The organism is Actinospineispora eucalypti (assembly GCF_039543365.1).
Lineage (GTDB): Bacteria > Actinomycetota > Actinomycetes > Mycobacteriales > Pseudonocardiaceae > Pseudonocardia > Pseudonocardia eucalypti.
Genome location: NZ_BAABJP010000031.1, coordinates 1 through 21,854, shown reverse-complemented (window position 1 = coordinate 21,854; position 21,854 = coordinate 1). Strand labels below are relative to the sequence as shown.

Here is a 21,854-nt window from a genome sequence, read left to right as displayed (position 1 = left end):
AGGGGAAACCGGTGGACATCTCACTGATCATCGTCGTGGTCGTGGCGACCGCGCTGATCTTCGACTTCACCAACGGATTTCATGACACGGCGAACGCCATGGCCACTTCCGTGGCCACCGGGGCGTTGGCGCCGAAGGTGGCCGTCACCGTCTCCGCGGTGCTGAACCTGGTTGGTGCCTTCCTCTCGGTGGAGGTGGCCAAGACCATCTCCAGCGGGCTGGTGGACGACTCCAAGATCAACCCAACGGTGATCTTCGGTGGCCTGGTCGGGGCCATCCTGTGGAACTTGGCCACCTGGTACGTGGGGCTGCCGTCCAGCTCCTCGCACGCGCTGTTCGGCGGCCTGATCGGGGCCACCTGGGTGGCCGCCGGCGCGGACGCGGTGAAGTTCGGCGCCGTCGTGGCCAAGGTGCTGGTGCCGGCGGTCGCGGCGCCGGTCGTGGCCGGGCTCGCCGCGCTGGCCGCCACCTTCTGCGCCTACAAGATCACCGCACGGTCCCGGCCGGACGTGGTGGCCCGGGGCTTCAAGGCCGGCCAGATCGTCTCCGCGTCGCTGGTCTCGCTGGCGCACGGCACCAACGACGCCCAGAAGACCATGGGCATCATCACCCTGACCCTGGTCGCCGGGGGCCTGCTGCCCAGCGGCTCCGCCCCGCCGCTGTGGGTGATCATCAGCGCCGGCCTGGCGATCGCGCTGGGCACCTACCTCGGCGGCTGGCGGATCATCCGCACGCTGGGCAAGGGCCTCTACGAGATGGAGACCCCGCAGGGCTTCACGGCGGAGACCAGCAGCACCGCGGTGATCCTGGTGTCCAGCCACATGGGCTTCCCGCTGTCCACCACCCAGGTGGCCTCCGGGTCGATCCTCGGCGCGGGCGCCGGCAAGCGGCTGGCCGACGTGCGCTGGAGCGTGGCCGGGCGGATGGTCATGGCCTGGCTGCTCACCCTGCCGGCCGCCGCGATCGTCGGTGCGCTGGCCGGCCTGGTGGCGGAGCGCGGCGTGGTCGGCACCGTGTTGGTCGCTGCCGCCGGCGTGGCCGTGGGCCTCGGGTTCTACATCGCCTCGCGGCGCCAGCCGGTCACCGCGAGCAACGTCAACGACGTGCCTTCACCGGCCGAGCAGCCGGCCGCGACGGTCTGAGGGGAGACATCCGATGAACATTGCCTGGGGTTCCCTGCTCGAGGTGTTCCTGATCGGTGTGGGCCTGACCGTGGCGCTGGTGGTGCTGTTCGCCTTCGGCATCACCGGCCTCGCGGCGCGTTCGGCCGTGCTGGACGGCGATGCCCCCGAGGGGGCGCGCGGGCCGCTCTCCTCGGGGATGGCGACCGCGGTTGCCGGTATCTGCTTCGTGGTGTTCGGACTCGTCGTGATCTACGGCGTGTACCTGATCGTGGCCTGATTGTCCGGTCCTCTCCTCCTGGGCAGGGCGCCTCCGGACGCGATAGGTTGCCGGGCGCAGGCTGTACCCGCACAGGAGGAGAGGCACGTAATGAGCAGGCCGCCCGGTCCGCACGACTTCCTGCCGGAGGTGCCGTCGTTCACGGTCACCAGCACCGATGTGACCGACGGCGGCACCCTGGCGCCCAGCCAGCGCAGCGGCGCGTTCGGCGTGCCGGGCGGCGAGGACGTGTCACCCCAGCTGGCCTGGTCCGGTGCGCCGGAGGGCACGCACAGCTACGCGATCACCTGCTACGACCCGGACGCGCCGACCGGCAGCGGGTTCTGGCACTGGGCGGTGCTGAACATCCCCGCCGACGTCACCGAGCTGCCCACCGGGGCCGGGGCCCCGGGCGGCTCCGATCTTCCGGCCGGTTCGCTCACCCTGGCCAACGACGCGGGCATGAAGGGCTTCGTGGGGGCCGGCCCGCCGCCCGGGCACGGCGACCACCGCTACTACTTCACCGTGCACGCGGTGGACGTGCCGAAGCTCGAGGTGCCGGAAACCGCCACGCCGGCGTTCCTCGGGTTCAACCTGTTCGGCCACACCCTGGCCCGTGCCACCCTGGTCGGGGTCTTCGGTCACTAGGGCGTGTCCAAACCAGTGTCCGAACCGGTAACCGAGCGGCGCAGGTCGGCCTCGCTGGTCCGGCTCGGGCTCACCGAGCCGTGGAGCGAGCAGACCCTCGCCCGGCTGGGCTGGTGGCGGGACGGCAAGCCCGCGCCGGGCGCCGAACCGGTGATGTGGGCACTGGCCAGGGCGGCGGACCCGAACCAGGCGCTGCGCGCGCTGGAGCGACTGGCCGAGGCGGCCGGCAAGGGCTGGTCGGCGTGCGAGGCGGCGCTGCGCGCGGACGTCGGCCTGCGCGGCCGGCTGGTGTCCGTGCTCGGCGCCTCCACCGCGCTGGGCGATCACCTGATCACCCATCCCGACCGGTGGTCCCGGCTGGCCTCCGATGACCCGGAGCCGACCGGCGATGGGCCCGGGCCGGCCGAGCGCACCGAGGAGCTGCTGCGCGCGGTCGGCGGGGACCCCTCGGCCCCGGCCGGCGCCGCCCGCGCCGAGCTGACCGGCCAGGACGCCGTGCAGGCGCTGCGCGACGCCTACCGGGACGCGTTGCTGGACATCGCCGCCGCCGACCTGGCCGCCGTGTGCGAGCCGGAGCTGCCGGTGCTCAGCGTGGACGTGGTGGCCGGCCAGCTGGCCGACCTGGCGTGCGCCGCACTGCGCGCCGCGCACGCGGTGGCGCTGGCCGAGGTGCTGCCGGCCGATCTGCCGCCGGGGGACGCGCCCCGGCTGGCGGTGATCGGCATGGGCAAGTGCGGCGGCAACGAGCTGAACTACGTCAGCGACGTTGACGTGATCTTCGTGGCGGAACCGGCCGACCCGGTGACCACCCGGCTCGCCTCGACCCTGACCAGGGTGGCCGGGGAGGCCTGCTTCCCGGTGGACGCCAACCTGCGCCCGGAGGGCCGGCAGGGCGCGCTGGTGCGCACCCTGGACAGCCACCTGAGCTACTACCGGCGCTGGGCCAAGACCTGGGAGTTCCAGGCGCTGCTCAAGGCCCGGCCGGTGGCCGGGGACCCGGAGCTGGGGGCCGCGTACGCCGAGGCCATCACCCCGATGGTGTGGGCGGCGGCGGACCGGGACGACTTCGTCGCCGAGGTGCAGGCGATGCGCCGGCGGGTGGAGGAGCACATCGCGCCGGAGCACGCCGAACGGGAGCTGAAGCTGGGCCGGGGCGGGCTGCGGGACGTGGAGTTCGCGGTGCAGCTGCTGCAGCTGGTGCACGGGCGGGCCGACCCGGAGATCCGCTCGCCCAACACGCTGGCCGCGCTGGCCGCGCTCGGCGCCGGCGGTTATGTGGGCCGCGACGACGCGGCCAACCTGGCCGCCTCCTACCGGTTCCTGCGCCTGCTCGAGCACCGGGTCCAGCTGGCCCGGCTGCGGCGCACGCACCTGCTGCCGGCCGAGACGGACACCGCCGAGCTGCGCGCGCTGGCCCGGGCGGCGAAGCTGCGCCCGGACGGCCGGCGGGACGCGGTGGGGGTGCTGCTCTCCGAGTGGCGGGCCAACACCAAGCGGGTCCGGCGGCTGCACGAGAAGCTGTTCTACCGGCCGCTGCTGGAGGCGGTCTCGCAGCTGCCCGGCGAGGCGCTGCGGCTGTCCGAGAAGTCCGCCGCGCGCCGGTTGTCCGCGCTGGGCTGGGCGTCCCCGGAGGGTGCGCTGACCCATCTGCGCGCGCTGACCGGCGGCGTGTCCCGGGCGGCGGCCATCCAGCGCACGCTGCTCCCGGTGCTGCTGGAGCAGCTGGCCGACACGGCCGACCCGGACCGGGGCCTGCTGGCCTACCGGCGGGTCTCCGAGGCGCTCGCCGACACCCCGTGGTACCTGCGGCTGCTGCGCGACGAGGGCGCGGTCTCCCAGCGGCTGATGTTCGTGCTCGGCACGTCGGCGCTGGTACCGGATCTGTTGGTGCGCGCGCCGGAGGTGCTGCGGCTGCTCGCGGACACCTCCGAAGGGGCGCCGCTGGCCACCAGGGATCCGGCGGAGGTGGCAGCATCGCTGTGCACCACGGTGGGACGCTACGACGACACGGCGGCCGCGGTGGCGGCGGCCCGCTCGCTGCGCCGGCACGAGCTGCTCCGGGTGGCCATCGCCGACCTGCTCGGCCTGTTGCCCGAGGCCGGGGTGTGCGCGGCGCTCAGCGAGGTCTGGTCCGCGGTGCTGCGCGCCGCGCTCGACGCGGTGGTCCGGGCCACGCCGGGTGAGCCGCGCGCGCGGCTGGCGGTGATCGGCATGGGCCGGCTGGGCGGCGCGGAGCTGGGCTACGGCTCGGACGCGGACGTGTTGTACGTCTGCGAGCCGATCGGCGGAGCGAACGAGCACGAGGCGGTGCGCTGGTCGACCGGGATCGTGGAGCGGGTGCGCGGGCTGCTGGGCGCGCCGAGCCCGGACCCCGCGCTGGAGATCGACGCCGACCTTCGCCCGGAGGGCCGCAACGGCCCGCTGGTGCGCACCGCCGAGTCCTACCGCGCCTACTACGCCAAATGGTCCGAGGTGTGGGAGGCGCAGGCGCTGCTGCGCGCCCGCCCGCTGGCCGGCGACGCGGAGCTGGGTGAGCGGTTCCGGCGAATGATCGATCCGATCCGCTACCCGGAGGGCGGCCTGGCGGCGGCCAAGGTCATCGAGATCCGCCGGATCAAGGCCCGGGTGGAGGCGGAGCGGCTGCCCCGGGGTGCGGACCGGGCCACGCACACCAAACTGGGCCACGGCGGGCTGGCCGACGTGGAGTGGACCGTGCAGCTGTTGCAGCTGCAGCACGCGGCGGACGTGCCCGAGCTGCGGACCACGTCCACCCTGGAAGGGCTGCGCGAGTGTGCGGAGGCCGGCCTGGTCGGCGAGTCCGACGCGGAGGCCCTGGCCGCCGGCTGGACCATGGCCACCCGGGCCCGCAACGCGGTCACCCTGGTGCGCGGCAAGCCGTCCGACCAGCTGCCCCGGTCCGGCCGCGAGCTGGCCGCCGTGGCCCGCGCGCTGGGCTACCCGGCCGGTGGAGATCCCGGTGAGTTCATCGACGAGTACCGCCGGATCACCCGGCGGGCCCGCGCCGTGGTCGAGCGCATCTTCTACGACAGCTAAACCCGGTGGCCCGGCCGGTTAGGTTGGTGGTGTGCCTCCCTTGGACAACCTCCTCGCGTTCGCGGTCGCCTCGGTGGTGCTGGTGCTGATCCCGGGACCGTCCGTGCTCTTCGTGGTCAGCCGGGCCATCGCGCACGGCCGCCGGGCCGCGCTGGGCAGTGTGGTCGGCAACTCGGCCGGCGTCTGTGTGGTGATCCTGCTGGTCGCCTTCGGGCTGGGCAGCCTGGTCGAACGGTCCGTGCTGCTGTTCACCGCGATCAAGCTGGCCGGCGCGGCCTACCTGGTGTACCTGGGTGTGCGCACCTTCCGGGAGCGCGGCCGGCTGTCCGAGGCGATCGGCGCGGGAATCGGCGGAGCGGCCCCGGCCGGTGTGGCCGGGCACGTGTTCCGCCAGGGCTTCGTCGTGGGGCTGACCAACCCCAAGACCCTGGTGTTCTTCGGCGCCGTGCTGCCCCAGTTCGTGGACCGCGAGGCCGGCGGGGTGCCGGTGCAGATGGTGGTCCTCGGCCTGACGTTCGTGCTCGCCGCCCTGGTGCTGGACAGCCTGTGGGGCATCATGGCCGGCACGGCGCGGACCTGGCTGGCCCGCTCACCCCGGCGGCTGGCGGTGCTGGGCGGCACCGGCGGCCTGACCATGATCGGGCTCGGTGTCGGGCTGGCGGTCACCGGGCGCGCGGAGCGCTAGCGTCCTCAGGGCACTAGGGCAGGTCGGCGGCTGTCCAGCCGTCGCCGAGGGGGACGTCCCACAGCTCGCCGTCCAGCTCGTAGGTGATTGCGCCGCCGTCCGGGCCGAATCGGATGATCAGGTCGGCGTAGCCGTCCCCGTCGGTGTCGGCGGCCACGGCGGGGTCCTCGCCGAGCCGGAACGCCACGGTGTCCGGGCGGCCGTCGTGGTCGGTGTCCAGGCCGTCACGCACGGAGATCCGGTCCGGACCGTCTGGGCGAATCACGTAGCAATTGTGTTCGCCCGGCGGGCGCGTCGACCCCGGTCCGGACGAGTCGTTCGCTATCGCGAAATGAGGCACCCTAAGCGTTCTCGGCAGGTCGTTGATCGTCGGCCCCGCGGGCCCGGCACACTGGAATCCATGCCGACGCTCATCGCCAGCCCGAGCAGGGTCGACGCCGCTGGCCAGCCGCCGAAGACGATCGAGGAGTTCGTCGGGCGGGTCAACACCGGCGAGTCACGCCTGTCCGTGGCGCACATGCACAGCCCGGCCGGCTGGGTCGAGCCGGGGCAGCGCCCGCTCTTCGACGAGTTCACCGTGGTGCTGCGCGGCGAGTTGGTGGTCGAGCACGAGCGGGGCACGCTCACCGTGCGGGCCGGCCAGGCGGTGCACACCGCGCCGGGGGAGTGGGTGCGGTACAGCTCGCCGGGCGTGGTGGGCTGCGAGTACGTGGCGGTGTGCCTGCCCGCGTTCAGCCCCGAGACCGTGCGCCGCGATCCGGCCGCGACCTGACGTTGGCCGCGCAACAGCTCTCCACCCTGGTGGCCCCGCTGGTCGCGCTGGTGCTGGTGGCGCACGGCGGCCTGTGGCGGATCTGCCGGACCGCGGTGACCATCGCGCACGAGGGCGGGCATGCGATCGCCGCGGTGCTCACCGGGCGCCGGCTGTCCGGTATCCGGCTGCACTCGGACACCTCGGGCGTGACGGTCTCGGTCGGCCGGACCAGGGGACCGGGCATGGTGTTCACCAGCTTCGCCGGTTACCCCGCCCCGGCGCTGGTCGGGCTGCTCGCCGCCTGGCTGGTCACCGAGCGGTTCACCCGCGTGCTGCTGTGGGCCGGCGTGCTGTTCCTGCTGGCCACCCTGGTGTACGTGCGCAACGTGTTCGGCGTGCTCGCGGTGCTGGTGACCGGCGGGATCGTCGGCGCGGTGGCCTGGTACGGCTCCCCGCCGCCGCAGCGCCTGTTCTGTGCCGCGCTGGCCTGGTTCCTGCTGCTCGGCGGGTTGCGCGCGGTGCGCGAGCTGGCCGCCGGCCGGCGATGGCAGCTCCGCCGAGGTAGGCGCGAGCTGGACTCGGACGCCGACCAGCTGGCCCGGCTGACCGGCCTGCCCGCCTGGTTCTGGGTCGGCGTGTTCACCCTGGTGGCACTGGGCGCACTGGTCCTCGGCGGCTGGTGGCTGCTCGGCGACCTCGCGCCGTTACTCCTCCGCTAGCGCCTCCGGCAGGCCGAACTTGGCGAACAGCGTCAGGTCGAAGTAGCAGGCTACGTGGTCGATTCCGTCGGGGCCGATGCTGAGCTGCTGCAGCTGGAACGCCCGGTACACCCCGTCCGGCCCCCGGTGGTAGGCGCCGAACGCGGGCTGCCCGTTGGCCGAGGTGGGCAGCAGCCGCATGTCGCCCGGACCCTTGGCCGGGCACTGCGCGGTCATCAGGTGCCGGATGTCCTTGTGGCCCCGGAACCAGCCGGTGAACGGCGGCATCTCCCAGACGGCGTCCTCGGTGAGCAGCTCCACGATCCGGTCCACGTTGTAGTCGTGGAACGCGGCCAGGTAGCGGTCCAGCAGCTGCCGGGAACGGTCGTCGTCGGGCAGCTCGGGTCGCTCCGGGGCATGCTCCGCGACCTGTGCGCGGGCCCGCTGCAGGGCGCTGTTCACCGCCGCCTCGGAGATCTCCAGTGCCTTGGCGACCTCGCTGGCCCGCCAGGCCAGCACGTCGCGCAGGATCAGCACCGCCCGCTGCTTGGGGGTGAGCAGCTGCAGCGCCGCGACGAAGGCCAGGCGGATGTTGTCACTGGTCACCGCCTGCTCCGCCGGGTCGACGTCCGGCTCGCCCCAGACCAGTGAGTCGGGCAGGGGCTCCAGCCAGGGCAGCTCCGGGCGGCTCTCCAGCTCGCCGACCGGGCTGGAGTTGGGTTGGCCGAGGCCGGTCGGGAGCGGGCGCCGTTGGGACTGCTCCAGGGCGGTCAGGCAGGCGTTGGTGGCGATGCGGTACAGCCACGTACGCACCGAGGACCGGCCTTCGAAGCTGTCGAAGGCCCGCCAGGCCCGCAGGTAGGTCTCCTGTACCAGGTCCTCCGCCTCGTGCACGGAGCCCAGCATCCGGTAGCAGTGTGCCGTGATCTCCCGCCGGAGCGGTTCGACCTGATCACGAAAGGCATCATCAATCGTGGCGGTACTCACGGCGAGTAACCTAGCTCCCCACCCCGACAACTCCCAGCGTCAATTTCGCCGGATTCACGGCCCGTGCAGCGTGTGGTCGATGAGCAGCGCGGTTTCCAGGGCGTAGCTGTCCTCGGTGATCGGCCGGCCGAGCAGCTGTTCCGCCTGGTTGATGCGGTAGGCGACGGTCTTGTGGTGGATGTGCAGCGCCCGCGCCGCCTGGCCGCGGTTGTACCCGTTCGCCAGCAGCGCGCGCAGCGTCTCGCGCAGCCGCCGGCCGGTCTCGTCCCGGCCGGCGAGTGCGCCGAGGCGGTCCGAGGCGAGCGCGCGGGCCCGGTCGGGGTCGCCGCACAGCATCGCCGCGATCTCGATGTCCCGGAACCGTGTGACGCCGGCATCCACCCGCTGGGGCAGCCGGGCGATCCGCTCGGCCTCCCGGGCCTGGGCGAGCGACCGGCGGAACCCGTCCCGGCCGCGCCCCGGTTCACCCATGCCGACCAGCACGGAGTCGACCGGCGCGGTGGCGATCGCGGCGAGGGTATCGGCGCCGGGAGCGGCCGGGAACCCGAGCCAGGCCCACCAGCTGCCGTCGCCGGACGGGATCACGAACGGGCGTGCCGGGACGCCGGAGAACAGCCGGTCGAGCGCGCCGCGCACGTCGGCGGTCGCCGTGACCGGCGCGGCGAGCAGCGCCACGTGGTGCTGGCTGATGTCGTAGCCCAGCCCGGCGCCGGCGCCCCGCACGTCCATCGGCGCGGACCCGAGCAGCGACCGCACCACCTGGCGCCGGTCGGCGGGTGCGGCCGGGTGGCGCCCGGGCCAGGCTTCGGGTGCGCCCCGCACGATCCGTTGGCAGGTGCGGTCGATGAAGTCGAACAGGTGCGTGGAGGAGGCGTCCAGCACCGGGCCGAGCGCGGCGGCGTCCCGGATCTCGGCGGTGACGTGCTCACTCCACAGGTGCCAGAGCAGCTGGTGCCCGACGCGGTAGGCGCGCAGCAGGTGGGTCACGTCGCCGCCGCCGGCCGTCAGGTTGTGCAGCAGGTCCTGGGTCCCGGCCGGCACCTCGATGGTGGTCGGCGTGATGCCGAAGCCCAGCGTGGACAGCATGGCGCCGATGTTCTGGTCGGTGCTCTCCCGGACCAGGCGCACCGCGTCCGGTGTCCCGGCCGGCGCGAGCTCGGGCACGGCCTGCAACACGTGCTCGGTGACCCGGGCGGAGATGTCCAGGGCACGCGGGAGCAGTTCGCGGGCCAGCCGGCGAACCTCGTCCTTGGTCTGCGCTGAATTGGACAACGCGAATACTCCAGCACGGATAGCGCCGGCCGCACAACCGTCCTTTCGGGAGCGTTGCCTATCCGTGCGGCGGCGAGCGTTGGCCGGCCGGCCATGGAGCATCCGGCGCCCGTTCGCCAACCTGGCCAGATGACCGTCACCTTCGACCAGATCAAGAAGAGCTACGCCGACGAGGTCGAGCAGGCCCGGGGCCGCACGCTCGGCCGGCCCGACGAGCTTCCGCTGAGCTACGCGGAGATCACCCCGGCCTGGCTGACCGCCGTACTCGCCGCGGACGCCCCCGGGGCCGAGGTCACCGCGCACCGGCTGGGGGAGGAGGACGAGGGCACCTCCAGCCGGCGGCACATCTTCCTCGAGTGGAACGAGGCCGGCCGGGCCGCCGAATTGCCGGCCAGCGTGTTCTGCAAGAGCACCATGACGCTGGAGAGTCGCTACCTGCTCGGTATGAACGGCGGGATCGCCGCCGAGGCGGTCTTCTACAACACCGTGCTGCCCACGCTGGACGTGCGCACCCCGCACCCGCTGTTCGTCGCCCACCACCCGGAGAACTTCAACTCGATCATCATCATGCGCGACCTCGCCGACCGGGTGACCTTCGGCTCGCACGAGCTGGACCTCACCCGTGACCAGGTGGAGAGCCAGCTGCGGCAGCTCGCGCGGCTGCACGCCCGGTACTACGACAGCCCGGAGCTGACCACCGCGCTGCACGAGTACAACACCTGGGAGGACTACTTCGCGATCACCGTGGACGCCGCCGGCTTCGGGCCGGCCTGCGCGCGCGGGTTCCGGCAGGCCGAGGACGTCATCCCGCCGAGGCTGTTCGCCCGGGCCGGCGAGATCTGGCCGGCCACCCTGCACAGCGTCGCCGAGCACGCCGGGCTGCCGCGCACCCTCATCCACTCGGACGTGCACCTGAAGAACTGGTACATCGACGCCGACGGGGAGATGGGGCTCAACGACTGGCAGTGCGCCTGCAAGGGAAACTGGGGCCGCGACCTGGCCTACGGGATCTCCACCGCGCTGTCGGTGGACAACCGCCGGGCCTGGGAGCGCGACCTGGTGGCCTACTATGTCGACCGGCTGCACGCCGCCGGCGCGCCGAAGGTGGACTTCGACACCGCCTGGCGGCTCTACCGCCGGAACCTGTTCAACGCGCTCGCCTGGTGGACCGGCACCCTGGGGCAGCCGCCGGAGGCGCCGAAGATGCAGCCGCCCGCCGCGTCCCGGGAGTTCATCCGCCGGATGACCCACGCCATCGACGACCTGGACGCACTCGACATCGGCGCCTGAAATGCCGGAGACCCGGCCCCCGCGAACGGGGTGCCGGGTCTCCGGGCGAACGGCCGACCGGGTCGATCAGACGTCGTAGTACAGGGAGAACTCGTACGGGTGCGGGCGCAGCCGGAGCGGGTCGATCTCGTTCTCCCGCTTGAGGCTGATCCAGGTCTCGATCAGGTCCGGGGTGAACACGCCGCCCTCGAGCAGGTAGTCGTGGTCCTCCTCCAGCCGGTTGATCACAGCCTCCAGGCTGGCCGGCACCTGCGGCACCTCGGCGGCCTCCTCCGGGGGAAGCTCGTAGAGGTCCTTGTCGATCGGGGCCGGCGGCTCGATCTTGTTCCGGATGCCGTCCAGGCCGGCCATCATCATCGCGGCGAAGGCCAGGTACGGGTTGCCGGAGGAGTCCGGGCAGCGGAACTCGAGGCGCTTGGCCTTCGGGTTGCTGCCGGACAGCGGGATCCGCACGCAGGCGGACCGGTTGCGGGCCGAGTACACCAGGTTCACCGGCGCCTCGAAGCCCGGCACCAGCCGGTGGAAGGAGTTCACCGTCGGGTTGGTGAACGCCAGCAGGCTCGGCGCGTGGTGCAGGATGCCGCCGATGTAGTGCCGGGCGGTGTCGGACAGGCCGCCGTAGCCGGACTCGTCGTGGAACAGCGGCGAGCCGTCCTTCCACAGCGACTGGTGGCAGTGCATGCCGGAGCCGTTGTCACCGAACAGCGGCTTGGGCATGAAGGTGACCGTCTTGCCGGCCTCCCACGCGGTGTTCTTGATGATGTACTTGAACAGCATCAGGTCGTCGGCCGCGTGCAGCAGGGTGTTGAACCGGTAGTTGATCTCGGCCTGGCCGGCGGTGCCCACCTCGTGGTGGCCGCGCTCGATGGTGAACCCGCTCTTGATCAGGTTCGTGGTCATCTGGTCGCGCAGGTCGGCGTAGTGGTCCACCGGCGGCACCGGGAAGTAGCCGCCCTTGTAGTTGACCTTGTAGCCGAGGTTGCGGCCGCCCTCCTCGGCGCCGGTGTTCCACCAGCCCTCCTCGGAGTCGATGTGGTGGTACTGCTGGTGCGGGTCGGAGCCGAAGCGCACCGAGTCGAAGATGTAGAACTCGGCCTCGGCGCCGAAGTAGGCGGTGTCCGCCACGCCGGAGGCGGCCAGGTACTCCTCGGCCTTGCGAGCCACGTTGCGCGGGTCGCGGCTGTACCGCTCTCCGGTCAGCGGGTCGTGCACGAAGAAGTTGACGTTGAGCGTCTTGGCCTTGCGGAACGGGTCCAGCCGCGCGGTGGCGGTGTCCGGGAACAGCGCCATGTCCGACTCGTGGATGGACTGGAAGCCGCGAACCGAGGAACCGTCGAAGTTGAGGCCCTCGTCGAAGACATCCTGGGTGAACGCGGAGGCAGGCACGGTGAAGTGCTGCATGACGCCGGGCAGGTCGGAGAACCGGATGTCTACGTACTCCACCTCCTCGTCGGCGATGAAGCGCAAGACCTCGTCGGAGTTGCTGAACACTCTCGCTGGCTCCCTCGTTACTCGACTCGTCAGTGCTGGACGCGCCGAGGCCCCGCACACCGGCGTGCGCCCTCGGCCGAACTGCGGCGAACGTATGTGCGCCGTGTTGCCCGTTCATCACTCGTAGGTTTCACGCGTGTTAACGGCCGGCGCCGCTCAACCGGTGACAATACCTCCACGGCCGCCCGACTAGGCTGTTTCCGTGTCGAGGTGGACCGAATCGTGGCTACCCGGGGCCGGCCCGTCACCGGCCGAGGACGGCTACCCGGGCGAGCGGCTCGGCCTGCCGGAACACGGGCCGGAGTCGGTGGCCGGGCTGGGCCGGCGGGCAGTGGCGTTCGCCGTGGACCTGCTGCTCAGCGCCGCACTGGCGTGGGGGTTCACCGCGCCGGCGGTGCCCGGGAACTGGAGCCTGCTGGCCTGGGCGCTGCTCACCGTGATTCCCACCTCGGTGTTCGGCATGACGCCCGGGATGACCGTGTTCGGGCTCCGGGTGGCCCGGTTGGGTGGAGCGAAATACGTCGGGGTGCCGCGCGCGTTGTTGCGCACCGCACTGCTGTTCTTCATCCTGCCGGCGGTGATCAACGACGCCGACGGGCGCGGCATCCACGACCGCCTGGTCGGCACGGTGGTCGTGCGCACCCGCTGACTCGGGTGGGCGGGTGAGGGTTTAAAGATCAGCTCAGACGGCGCGGCCCGGGTTTCTGCCCGGCCGGGGTGCCGCCCGTTCCGATCCGTTGGTTACCGAACGTGCTCGGCCCTCGCCGCCGAGCGCAAGCTCAGTCCGGTGGCCGGCGCGACCAGGCCGGACTCAGCTTGCCCTCGACGCACAGGGCGGACCGGCGTCGCCGACCTGTCGCCACATATGTCCCACCTATCACGCAACGGTCACTCGGAGTGGTCGCTCACCTGAGTGCGCCGGCTGGCCGAGCCGCGGCGCTGCCACTCGATGAATTCGAACCCGGGGCACCTGGCGACGTTCCGCAACCCGAGGTGACAGGCGGCACCCCGGCCGGAGGACCCCTGGGCCGCGCCGTCTGAGCTGATCTTTAGACCCGCGCCCGACCACCCGAAAGATCCACAAGTCACGCGCCGACCGCCCGGCCCGTCTCAGCGGCGGCTTTGCGGCGGCGGTAGGCGGCGGCTTTGGCCCGGTTGCCACAGCCGGACATGTCGCACCAGCGGCGGTCGCCGCGCCGGGAGCGGTCCACGTAGAGCCGGCTGCACGGGTGGGCACCGCAGGCCTTCAGTCGGGCCACGTCGGGGCCGCCGAGCAGCTCGATCGCCGCGATGGCCACGGTGGCGCGGACCGCGGTGAGGTCGCCCTCCCTGGCCAGTCCGCCGCCTCCCAAGAGGCGTATCCGGACCGGGGGGAGCGCGGCGACCCGGTTGACCAGCTCGCGGTCGCCGGTTTCCCCGGTGCGCCCCTCGAGCGTTGCCCTGGCCAGTCGGTACACCGCCTCGCGCAGCTCGGTGGTGGCGGCCAGGCCGGCCGCGTCGGCCGGGGGAGCCTGGTCCACCAGTCCGGTCCGGACCGTCCAGGCGGCCAGTGCGGCGGGGTCGGGCAGCCGGTCGTGGCGGTCCTCGGCGTGCCGGTGGCTGACCGTGCCGGCCAGGTCCAACGCGACGTTGCCGGAGCCGAGTTCGTAACGCATGACCTTCATCATAACCCCTTTGACAGGTTACTCACCGCCGACCTAGCTTCGGAGACGTGACGGTTGAGGGTGGGGCACTGCGCAGGTTCGCGCCGACGGCGTTCGTGCTGCTGTGGAGCAGCGCGTTCGTGGCTGCGGTGATCGGGGTGGGGGCGGCGCCGCCGCTGCTGCTCACCTTCGCCCGGTTCGCCGGCGCCGGCGGGCTGCTGGCCCTGATCGCCGTGCTGACCCGGGCACGCTGGCCGCGCGGCCGGCAGCTCGGGCACGTCGCGGTGAGCGGCCTGCTGATCCAGGCGGTCCAGTTCGGGACCATGTACACCGCGATGGCCAAGGGCCTGCCCGGCGGCGTGGTGGCGCTGGTGCAGGGGCTGAACCCGGCGCTGATCGCGTTGCTCGCCGCGCCGCTGCTGGGGGAGCGGATCCGCCGCCTGCAGTGGTGGGGATTCGGGATCGGTACCGCCGGGGTGCTGCTGGCGGTGTCCGACCGCTGGTCCTTCGCGCCGGCGGCGGTGATCTTCGCGGTGTTCGGGCTGCTCGGGCTGAGCGTGGGGACGATCTACCAGAAGCGGTTCGTGGCCGACATGAACGTGTTCGCCGGCACCGCCGTGCAGTTCCTGGCCGGCGCGCCGCTGGTCGGGCTGGCCTCGCTGCTCACCGAGCACACCGGGGTGACCGACTGGCCCTCGTTCGGCGCCGCGCTGGCGTGGATCGTGGTGGTCAACTCGATCGGCACGTTCGTGCTGCTCAACCTGATGATGCGCACCGGCACGGCCAGCCAGGTCGGCGCGCTGTTCTTTCTCACGCCGGCGGTGACCGCCGTGATGTCCTGGCTCCTGTTGGGGGCGGTGCTGACCCGGTTGGAGCTGGTCGGGCTGGCCCTCGGCGGGTTGGGCGTGCTGCTGGTGAGCGTGCGGCCGCGTGCTCGCCCCGGCAGGCCCGGCCCGGTCAGCGCCGGCGAACCGCCCGCTGGACGTTCCGCATCTTCGCGCCCTGCGGAAGCGGCCCCTTCGGCATCGCCGCCGCCCGCGCGGTGAGCGCGGCCAGCCGGCCCTCCACGATGTCCATCTGCTTGGGCGTGATGTTGCGCGGCAGCTTGGCGATGTGGGTCTGCAGCTTGCGCAGCGGGACCTGGCCCTCTTCGTCGCCGACCATGATGTCGTAGATCGGGATGTGCCCGATCAGCCGGGCCACCCGCTTCTTCTCCTGGGCGAGCAGCTGGCGCACCCGGTGCGGCGCGCCCTCGGCCACCAGGATCACCCCGGGCCGGCCGATCACCCTGTGCACCGCGTCCAGGTGGGTGGTGCCGGCGACGCCCTGGGTGACCCGCCACTGGCCGCGCATGGTGTCCAGCGCCCAACCGGCCGCGCCGGGCTGCCCCTCGGCCTGGCTGTACACGGTGCGCTGGATGCGCCGGCCGAAGATGAAGATGGCCAGCAGGATGCCGGTGGCGATGCCCAGCGGCAGCAGCAGCCACTGCATCGAGAAGATCAGCCCGATGCCGAAGGCCAGCGCGGTGCACAGCACCACCGAGCCCGCCATGAGCGGGATCAGCAGTTTGTCCTGCTTGCGTTGCATGTTGAACGCCTGGAACAGCTGCTGACGGCGCTGCTTGGAGGCGGCCTTGCGCGCGACTTTGGCTTCCGCGCGCGCGGCCTTGTCCTTCTGGGCTTTTGCTGACTGGGCGGCCATATTTCCAGGATACGGCGCCGGGAAGATCAGCGGGCCAGCAGGGACGCGGCTTCCTGCCGGGCGGGTCCCTCGTCGGCCAGGTGGGCCAGCTGTTCGGGCAGCTCCTCGCCGCGCCGGCGGACGGCCTGCGCGTACAGCCGGCCGGCCCGGTACGAGGAACGCACCAGCGGACCGGCCATCACGCCGGAGAAACCGATGCGCTCCGCGTCGGCGGAGTGCGCGACGAACTCCTCCGGCTTCACCCAGCGCTCCACCGGGTGGTGCCGCTTGGACGGGCGCAGGTACTGGGTGATGGTGACGATCTCGCAGCCGGCCTCGTGCAGGTCGCGCAGCGCCTCGGTGACCTCGTCGGGCGTCTCGCCCATGCCCAGGATCAGGTTCGACTTGGTGACCAGCCCGGCCCGCCGGGCCTTGGTCAGCACCTCGAGCGAGCGCTCGTAGCGGAACCCCGGGCGGATGCGCCGGAAGATGCGCGGCACGGTCTCCAGGTTGTGCGCGAGCACCTCGGGGCGGCTGGAGAACACCTCGGCGAGCTGGTCGTCCACCGAGTTGAAGTCCGGGACCAGCAGCTCGACGCCGGTGCCCGGGTTCAGCTGGTGGATCTGGCGGACCGTCTCCGCGTACAGCCAGGCGCCGCCGTCCGGCAGGTCGTCCCTGGCCACCCCGGTGACGGTGGAGTAGCGCAGGCCCATGGTGCGCACCGACTCGGCGACCCGCCGGGGTTCGTCCCGGTCCAGGGGGGCCGGCTTGCCGGTGTCGATCTGGCAGAAGTCGCAGCGCCGGGTGCACTGCTCTCCGCCGATCAGGAAGGTGGCCTCACGGTCTTCCCAGCACTCGTAGATGTTGGGGCAACCGGCCTCCTCGCACACCGTGTGCAGCCCGCCGGTGCGCACCAGGCTCTTGAGCTCGGTGAACTGGGGGCCCATCTTCGCCCGTGTACGGATCCACGGCGGCTTCGATTCGATCGGGGTCTCCGAGTTGCGAACCTCGAGCCGGAGCAGCTTGCGCTCTCCCGATTGCGTCATGGTCACCCGGCCACTGTAACTCGCGGCCGGGCAACCATGCGGTGTCTGGCGTCTCCCGCGTGCGCCTGACTGGGCGCACGCTCGGCAAGCGCGTTCCGCGCTAGGCGAGGGTGAGCTCGCGGGCCAGGTCGTCGGTGAGCTCGGTGCGGCCGGAGCGGATCAGCTCGTAGTAGGCCCGGCCCAGCCGGCGGGCCTCCTCGACCGGCGCGTCCAGCCCGGCGATCCCGGCGCCGACCGCGAGCATCCGGTGCTCGCTGGCCAGCGCGCCGACCAGCGCGGGCGAGTCGGCGGCGCGGGTGTCCAGCACCTCGCGCAGCGTGCGGTGCTGGTCGGCCAGGGCGCGCCAGGAGATGGCCACGGCGTCCACCATGGGCACCGCGCCGGCGAACTCGATGGCCTCGTCCAGCCGCGCGGAAAGCGCGGTGACCCACCGGCGCTGCAGGCCGAGCAGCTGCGGCTCGGTCACCTCGGCGACGGCGGCGGGGTGCTGAGCCACCCGGTCGAGGACGGCGTTCAGCTCGGCATAACTGGGGTTCACCTTGGTAGTCATGGTTCCTACCCCCTGAGGGTCGGTGGACCGGGAGGTCCGTGCCACCGGCACGTTCCGTACCGGATGACATTCAACATACCAGCGGTATGGACCGGGGACGCCAGGTAATATGATCCGCGTCATGCCGACGATGAGGTCTCGCCACCAGGTGGAACGGCGCTCCCGCCGCGAGGAATATTCCGAGACCACCCGCGCGGCGCTGGTGGCGAGTGCGCTCGAGCTCTTCGCGGAGCACGGATACGCGGACACCGCGCTGGAGGCGATCGCCTCCGCCGCCCGGGTCACCAAGGGCGCGCTGTACCACCACTTCCCCGGGGGCAAGAAGGCGCTGTTCGCGGCCGCGTTCGACCAGATCGAGCGGGACGTCCACGAGCGGCTGGTGGCGCGCGTGGTCGCGGCCAGCGGGAACGGGCCGTGGGACGCCTGCCGGGAGGCGCTACGCGCCTTCCTGGACATGTGTCTGGAGCCGGCCTACCGGCGGGTGGTCTGGCAGGACGGCCCGCACGTGATGGGCTTCGGCGACTGGTGGCGGTGTGAGGAGCAGTACTCGCTCGGCCTCATCGCCTCCATGATGGAGAAGCTGATGGACGCCGGCGTGATCGAGCGGCTGCCGATCGACCCGCTGGCCCGCACCATCTCCGGCGCGCTGGCCGGCGCCGCCACCGCGATGGGCGTGGCGCCCGACCCGGCACGGGTGCGCGAGGAGTTCGAGCTGGTCATCTCGCGCATGATGCAGGGCCTGCGCAAGGACAACCCGCCCGGGTAGCCGCGCTCTGGAGGTGAGCGTCGGTAGTGAGGCTGGTCAGACACTCACGGCTACCCTCGCCCGCCCGTCGGCGCATAGGGATTCGATCTTGCCCCAACCCCCACCATGTACCCCTCGTGAAACAGAAGTGACGAGCTGGACGTGCTCGGCCCTGGTTTCATGGTCATGTCGCAGCGAGAGACGTTTCCAGTCGTCAAAGGGTCTCTCACCGCTACGTGACCATGAAACGCCCCCGTCGACCAAACGCAACGAGCGGCACCCGAGCCGCGGCAGACCAGCCCAACTCCCGCCGTCCAAGCTGATCTTCAAACCGCCGCTCAACCTTCAGCCCGGCCCCCACAGCACCCCCACCGAGCGAAGCCGAGTTCCAAGATGCTCACTCAGAGACGTTCGAAAAGAACCGGCGCCGCCGAAACGCTCAGCGGAGGGAGTGGTCGGTCACCGGGAGGCGGCCGTTGAGGGCGTCGGTGACGGCGGCGGCGGTGCGGTCGATCACCTCGGCCACCTCGACCGGGCGGCCCAGCTCGGCGGTGAGCGAGGTGACCCCGGCATCGGTGATGCCGCAGGGCACGATCCGGTTCCACTCGCCCATGTCCGGGTTGCAGTTGAAGGAGAACCCGTGCAGCGTCACGCCCCGCTGCACCCGCACCCCGATCGCGGCGATCTTGCGCTCGATGCGCAGCTCGTCGGCGGCCAGCCACACGCCGGTGCGCCCGTCCACCCGGTAGCCGGTGAGGCCGTACTCCGCGCACACGGTGATCAGCGCCTCCTCCAGGCGGCGCACGTACTCCAGCACGTCGATCGGGTCGGCCAGCTTCACGATGGGGTAACCGACCAGCTGGCCCGGGCCGTGCCAGGTGATCTTGCCGCCCCGGTCCACGTCCACCACCGGAGTGCCGTCCATCGGCTTCTCCCAGTCCCGGGTGCGCCGGCCGGCGGTGTACACGGACGGGTGCTCGAGCAGCATCAACACGTCCGGCCCGGTGCCGTCCGCGCGGGCGGCGGCGTGGGCGCGCTGCTGGTCCCAGGCGGCGGTGTACTCGATCGTGCCGAGGCGCTGCTCGACCAGCGGATCGGCGCTGGCCCGGCAGGAAAGGGTGCTGGTGAGGGTCACAAGGTCACGTTACGCCGGGCCGGTGGCTATCGGGGGATCGCGGCGGCCATCGCTTCGGTCAGGGTGGCGTGCCGGAACTGGTAGCCGTGCTCGGTGAGCACCGCCGGAACCGCGCGGGCGCCGGTCAGCACCAGCTCCTCGGCCATCTCGCCGAGCACCGCCTTGAGCACGAACGCCGGCACCGGGAACGGCGTGGGCCGGCGCACCGCGCTGCCCAGCGCCTCGGTGAACTCGGCGTTGGTCGCCGGCTGGGGGCCGACCAGGTTCACCGGGCCGATGACCTCGGGGTGGGTCAGCAGGAAGGCGATCGCGCCGATCTCGTCGTCCAGGGAGATCCACGGCATGTACTGCCGGCCGCCGGCCAGCCGCCCACCCAGGGCCAGGGAGAACAGCAGGCGCAACGGCCCGAGCAGGCCGCCGGAACGGGCCAGCACCGCGCCGCTGCGCAGCAGCACCACCCGGCTGCCCGCCTGGGCGGCGGCCGCGGTGGCGGCCTCCCAGTCCCGGCACAGATCGGCCAGGAACCCCGGGCCCTTGGCGGCGGTCTCGTCCACCAGGGTGTCCCCGGTGTCCCCGTAGTAGTTGATCCCGGACGCGTTCACCATGGTGGGGATGCCGCCGGCCGCGACGGCGGCGGCGAGTACCTCGGTCGGCTCCACCCGGCTGTCCCGCAGGGCCTGCTTGCGCGCGCCGCTCCACCGGCGGTCCGCGATGCCGACGCCGCACAGGTTGACCACGGCGTCCACCCCGTCCAGCGCGCCGTCCTGGATGCGGCCGGCCGGCGGGTCCCAGCCGCGCTCGTCGGCGGCCCGGGGCTCGTGGCGGACCAGGCGCAGCACCTCGTTCCCGGTGCCGCGCAGGTGGGTGGCCAGGGCGGTGCCGATGAGACCGGAGGAACCGGCGATCATGACGCGCATGCGGGTGATGCTTTCGCACCCGTGGCGCCCGGGACAACTCGGGGCGCCCTTCCGGTATGAAATGCGGGTGACGATCTCCGAGGAGGTACGGCGGGCGGCGGCCCGGGTGGATTTCGGCGCGGCCCGGGTCTACGCGATCCCGCTGCGGACCCGGTTCCGGGGCATCCAGGTGCGCGAGGGCATGGTGCTGCCCGGCCCGCTGGGCTGGGGCGAGTTCTGCCCGTTCCCCGAGTACGACGACGCCGAGGCGGCCGGCTGGCTGGCCACCGCGGTCGAGCAGGCCGCCCTGGGCTGGCCCGAGCCGGTGCGCGAGCGGGTCGCGGTGAACGTCACCGTGCCCGTGGTCTCCCCGGAGCGGGCCGGTGAGCTGGTCGCCGCTTCGGGCTGCGCCACCGCCAAGGTGAAGGTGGCCGACCCGGGTTGCTCGCCGGCCGAGGACGTGGCCCGGGTGGCCGCCGTGCGCGCCGCGTTGGGGCCGGAAGGGGCGGTCCGGGTGGACGCGAACGGGGCCTGGGACGTGCCGACGGCGGTCCGCCGGTTGACCGAGCTGGACCGCGCGGCCGGCGGGCTGCAGTACGCGGAGCAGCCGTGCCCGGGCGTCGAGGAGCTGGCCGAGCTGCGCCGGCTCGTGCGGGTGCCGATTGCCGCCGACGAGTCCATCCGCCGCGCGGAGGACCCGACCCGGGTGGCGCTGGCCGGCGCGGCGGACTACGCGGTCATCAAGTGCACACCGCTGGGCGGGGTGCGTAGGGCGCTGGGGGTGGTCCGGGCGGCGGGCCTGCCGTGTGTGGTGTCGTCCGCGCTGGAGACCGGGGTGGGCATGGCCGCACAGCTGGCGCTGGCCGGCGCGCTGCCCGGCCTGGAGCTGGCCTGCGGGCTGGGCACCCAGTCGCTGTTCGACGGGGACCTGGTTGCGGAGCCGCCGAAGCTCGTGGACGGCTTCCTACCGGTGCCCCGGCACTCGCCCACGCCCGACCCGGAACTACTGGACCGGTTCACCCACCCCGACCCGGAGCGGGTGCGCTGGTGGCGGGACCGGTTGGACCGGGTCCGCGCGCTGCTCTGAGCCGCGGACCCGGTCCCGGGGTCAGAGCCCCAGCTCGGCCTCGTAGGCGGCGGTTTCGATGCGCCGCTTGACGGCGGAGAGGAAGCGCCCGGCGTCCGCGCCGTCCACCAGCCGGTGGTCGTAGGTGAGCACCAGCGAGGCGATGGACCGGATGGCGATGCTGTCCTGGCCCAGGTCGTCGGTGATCACCACCGGCCGCTTCACCACCGCGCCGGTGCCCAGGATGGCCACCTGCGGCTGGTTGATGATCGGCGTGTCGGTGAGCGAGCCGAACGAACCGATGTTGCTCACCGTGAACGTGCCGCCGGCCAGCTCGTCCGGCTTGGCCTTGTTGTTGCGGGTGCGCCCGGCCAGGTCGGCGATGGACCGCGCGATGCCGGCCAGGTTGAGGTTGCCCGCATCGTGGATCACCGGCACCACCAGGCCGCGCTCGGTGTCCACCGCGATGCCGATGTGCTCGGCGTCGTGGTAGGTGACCTCGGCCTTCTCCGTGTCCAGCGAGGCGTTCAGCCGGGGGAACAGCTTGAGCGTGTCCACCGCGGCCTTCACGAAGAACGGCAGGAACGTGAGGTTCACGCCCTCGCGGGCCTTGAAGTCCGCCTTGGCCCGCTGCCGCAGGTTGGCCACCCGGGTCACGTCCACCTCGACCACGGCGGTGAGCTGCGCGGAGACCTGCAGCGACTCCACCATCCGGGTGGCGATGACCTTGCGCAGCCGGGACAGCTTCTCCGTGGTGCCGCGCAGCTTGGCGGCCTCGGTGGCGTCCGGCTCGCTGACCACCGGGGCGCGGCTGGCGGCGGGCGCGCCGGCTGG

The 21,854-nt window shown here is 72.4% G+C and carries 23 protein-coding genes; 12 read left to right on the top strand and 11 right to left on the bottom strand.

All coding sequences use genetic code 11. The features are described 5' to 3' along the window. Nucleotides 1–11 precede the first annotated feature (11 nt). The 5 genes from ABEB12_RS27300 to ABEB12_RS27280 all read left to right on the top strand — a co-directional run bounded on the left by ABEB12_RS27300 (nucleotide 12) and on the right by ABEB12_RS27280 (nucleotide 5,767). Entirely contained in the window at nucleotides 12–1,142 is a 1,131-nt protein-coding gene (locus ABEB12_RS27300) for an inorganic phosphate transporter (protein WP_185065022.1), read from the top strand. 13 nt (nucleotides 1,143–1,155) lie between these two features. Then, the gene (locus tag ABEB12_RS27295; protein WP_185065023.1) at nucleotides 1,156–1,401 is read left to right on the top strand and encodes a hypothetical protein; all 246 of its coding nucleotides are present in this window, start codon (nucleotides 1,156–1,158) and stop codon (nucleotides 1,399–1,401) included. Nucleotides 1,402–1,491: 90 nt separating this feature from the next. Further along, complete coding sequence (locus ABEB12_RS27290) at nucleotides 1,492–2,028, top strand: YbhB/YbcL family Raf kinase inhibitor-like protein (RefSeq protein WP_185065024.1); 537 nt, start codon at nucleotides 1,492–1,494, stop codon at nucleotides 2,026–2,028. Between the two features lie 15 nt (nucleotides 2,029–2,043). Further along, nucleotides 2,044–5,082: a bifunctional [glutamine synthetase] adenylyltransferase/[glutamine synthetase]-adenylyl-L-tyrosine phosphorylase gene (locus ABEB12_RS27285; RefSeq protein ID WP_185065025.1), complete on the top strand. Its 3,039-nt coding sequence runs from the start codon at nucleotides 2,044–2,046 to the stop codon at nucleotides 5,080–5,082. A 31-nt stretch (nucleotides 5,083–5,113) separates the two neighbouring features. Continuing rightward, nucleotides 5,114–5,767: a LysE family transporter gene (locus ABEB12_RS27280; protein WP_185065026.1), complete on the top strand. Its 654-nt coding sequence runs from the start codon at nucleotides 5,114–5,116 to the stop codon at nucleotides 5,765–5,767. 13 nt (nucleotides 5,768–5,780) lie between these two features. Here ABEB12_RS27280 and ABEB12_RS27275 read toward each other — a convergent pair whose 3' ends face one another. Further along, nucleotides 5,781–6,032: a hypothetical protein gene (locus ABEB12_RS27275; protein WP_185065027.1), complete on the bottom strand. Its 252-nt coding sequence runs from the start codon at nucleotides 6,030–6,032 to the stop codon at nucleotides 5,781–5,783. A gap of 135 nt (nucleotides 6,033–6,167) precedes the next feature. Between ABEB12_RS27275 and ABEB12_RS27270 the strand changes: the two genes are divergently transcribed. Together ABEB12_RS27270 and ABEB12_RS27265 are read left to right on the top strand one after the other, a co-directional pair. Then, a complete protein-coding gene (locus tag ABEB12_RS27270) occupies nucleotides 6,168–6,539 on the top strand; it encodes a cupin (RefSeq protein WP_185065028.1) in 372 nt (123 codons plus the stop codon). Between the two features lie 2 nt (nucleotides 6,540–6,541). Continuing rightward, nucleotides 6,542–7,240: a M50 family metallopeptidase gene (locus ABEB12_RS27265; protein ID WP_221498736.1), complete on the top strand. Its 699-nt coding sequence runs from the start codon at nucleotides 6,542–6,544 to the stop codon at nucleotides 7,238–7,240. Here ABEB12_RS27265 and ABEB12_RS27260 read toward each other — a convergent pair. Both ABEB12_RS27260 and ABEB12_RS27255 read right to left on the bottom strand, forming a co-directional pair. Continuing rightward, nucleotides 7,226–8,206 (bottom strand): RNA polymerase subunit sigma-70, encoded by a 981-nt coding sequence (locus ABEB12_RS27260; protein WP_185065029.1) that lies wholly within the window; start codon nucleotides 8,204–8,206, stop codon nucleotides 7,226–7,228. The genes ABEB12_RS27265 and ABEB12_RS27260 overlap by 15 nt on opposite strands. A 54-nt stretch (nucleotides 8,207–8,260) precedes the next feature. Then, nucleotides 8,261–9,478 carry a helix-turn-helix domain-containing protein gene (locus ABEB12_RS27255; protein WP_185065030.1) on the bottom strand — a complete coding sequence of 406 codons (1,218 nt, stop codon included), beginning with the start codon at nucleotides 9,476–9,478 and terminating at the stop codon, nucleotides 8,261–8,263. A 129-nt stretch (nucleotides 9,479–9,607) separates the two neighbouring features. On the opposite strand from ABEB12_RS27255, the gene ABEB12_RS27250 reads away from it, so the two are divergent. After that, nucleotides 9,608–10,768, top strand: a complete 1,161-nt coding sequence (locus ABEB12_RS27250; RefSeq protein ID WP_185065031.1) for a phosphotransferase — start codon at nucleotides 9,608–9,610, stop codon at nucleotides 10,766–10,768. 66 nt (nucleotides 10,769–10,834) lie between these two features. On the opposite strand, the gene glnA is transcribed toward ABEB12_RS27250, so the two are convergent. Then, a complete protein-coding gene (glnA, locus tag ABEB12_RS27245) occupies nucleotides 10,835–12,259 on the bottom strand; it encodes a type I glutamate--ammonia ligase (RefSeq protein WP_185065032.1) in 1,425 nt (474 codons plus the stop codon). A 202-nt stretch (nucleotides 12,260–12,461) separates the two neighbouring features. Between glnA and ABEB12_RS27240 the strand changes: the two genes are divergently transcribed. Beyond that, nucleotides 12,462–12,908 (top strand): RDD family protein, encoded by a 447-nt coding sequence (locus ABEB12_RS27240; protein ID WP_185065033.1) that lies wholly within the window; start codon nucleotides 12,462–12,464, stop codon nucleotides 12,906–12,908. 436 nt (nucleotides 12,909–13,344) lie between these two features. On the opposite strand, the gene ABEB12_RS27235 is transcribed toward ABEB12_RS27240, so the two are convergent. Further along, on the bottom strand, nucleotides 13,345–13,914 hold the full coding sequence (locus ABEB12_RS27235) for an ABATE domain-containing protein (RefSeq protein ID WP_185065034.1): 570 nt from the start codon (nucleotides 13,912–13,914) through the stop codon (nucleotides 13,345–13,347). 56 nt (nucleotides 13,915–13,970) lie between these two features. Between ABEB12_RS27235 and ABEB12_RS27230 the strand changes: the two genes are divergently transcribed. Then, nucleotides 13,971–14,948 (top strand): EamA family transporter, encoded by a 978-nt coding sequence (locus tag ABEB12_RS27230; protein WP_221498738.1) that lies wholly within the window; start codon nucleotides 13,971–13,973, stop codon nucleotides 14,946–14,948. Here ABEB12_RS27230 and ABEB12_RS27225 read toward each other — a convergent pair. The 3 genes from ABEB12_RS27225 to ABEB12_RS27215 form a co-directional block, all read right to left on the bottom strand. Continuing rightward, nucleotides 14,860–15,603 (bottom strand): DUF4191 family protein, encoded by a 744-nt coding sequence (locus ABEB12_RS27225; RefSeq protein ID WP_185065035.1) that lies wholly within the window; start codon nucleotides 15,601–15,603, stop codon nucleotides 14,860–14,862. The two genes, ABEB12_RS27230 and ABEB12_RS27225, sit on opposite strands and share 89 nt — an antisense overlap. A 26-nt stretch (nucleotides 15,604–15,629) precedes the next feature. After that, on the bottom strand, nucleotides 15,630–16,628 hold the full coding sequence (gene lipA, locus ABEB12_RS27220; protein ID WP_185066102.1) for a lipoyl synthase: 999 nt from the start codon (nucleotides 16,626–16,628) through the stop codon (nucleotides 15,630–15,632). Nucleotides 16,629–16,728: 100 nt separating this feature from the next. Next, entirely contained in the window at nucleotides 16,729–17,178 is a 450-nt protein-coding gene (locus ABEB12_RS27215) for a hypothetical protein (protein WP_185065036.1), read from the bottom strand. 121 nt (nucleotides 17,179–17,299) lie between these two features. Here ABEB12_RS27215 and ABEB12_RS27210 point away from each other — a divergent pair, with 121 nt between their 5' ends. Beyond that, nucleotides 17,300–17,944, top strand: a complete 645-nt coding sequence (locus ABEB12_RS27210; protein WP_345703184.1) for a TetR/AcrR family transcriptional regulator — start codon at nucleotides 17,300–17,302, stop codon at nucleotides 17,942–17,944. Between the two features lie 418 nt (nucleotides 17,945–18,362). On the opposite strand, the gene lipB is transcribed toward ABEB12_RS27210, so the two are convergent. Together lipB and ABEB12_RS27200 are read right to left on the bottom strand one after the other, a co-directional pair. Further along, entirely contained in the window at nucleotides 18,363–19,058 is a 696-nt protein-coding gene (lipB, locus tag ABEB12_RS27205) for a lipoyl(octanoyl) transferase LipB (RefSeq protein WP_185065037.1), read from the bottom strand. Nucleotides 19,059–19,084: 26 nt separating this feature from the next. Continuing rightward, a complete protein-coding gene (locus tag ABEB12_RS27200) occupies nucleotides 19,085–19,975 on the bottom strand; it encodes a TIGR01777 family oxidoreductase (RefSeq protein WP_185065038.1) in 891 nt (296 codons plus the stop codon). A 67-nt stretch (nucleotides 19,976–20,042) separates the two neighbouring features. Between ABEB12_RS27200 and ABEB12_RS27195 the strand changes: the two genes are divergently transcribed. Then, nucleotides 20,043–21,041 carry an o-succinylbenzoate synthase gene (locus ABEB12_RS27195; protein WP_345703183.1) on the top strand — a complete coding sequence of 333 codons (999 nt, stop codon included), beginning with the start codon at nucleotides 20,043–20,045 and terminating at the stop codon, nucleotides 21,039–21,041. Nucleotides 21,042–21,062: 21 nt separating this feature from the next. On the opposite strand, the gene ABEB12_RS27190 is transcribed toward ABEB12_RS27195, so the two are convergent. Then, nucleotides 21,063–21,854, bottom strand: a 792-nt coding sequence (locus ABEB12_RS27190; protein WP_345703182.1) for a 2-oxo acid dehydrogenase subunit E2, incomplete at its 5' end; no start/stop codon positions are given.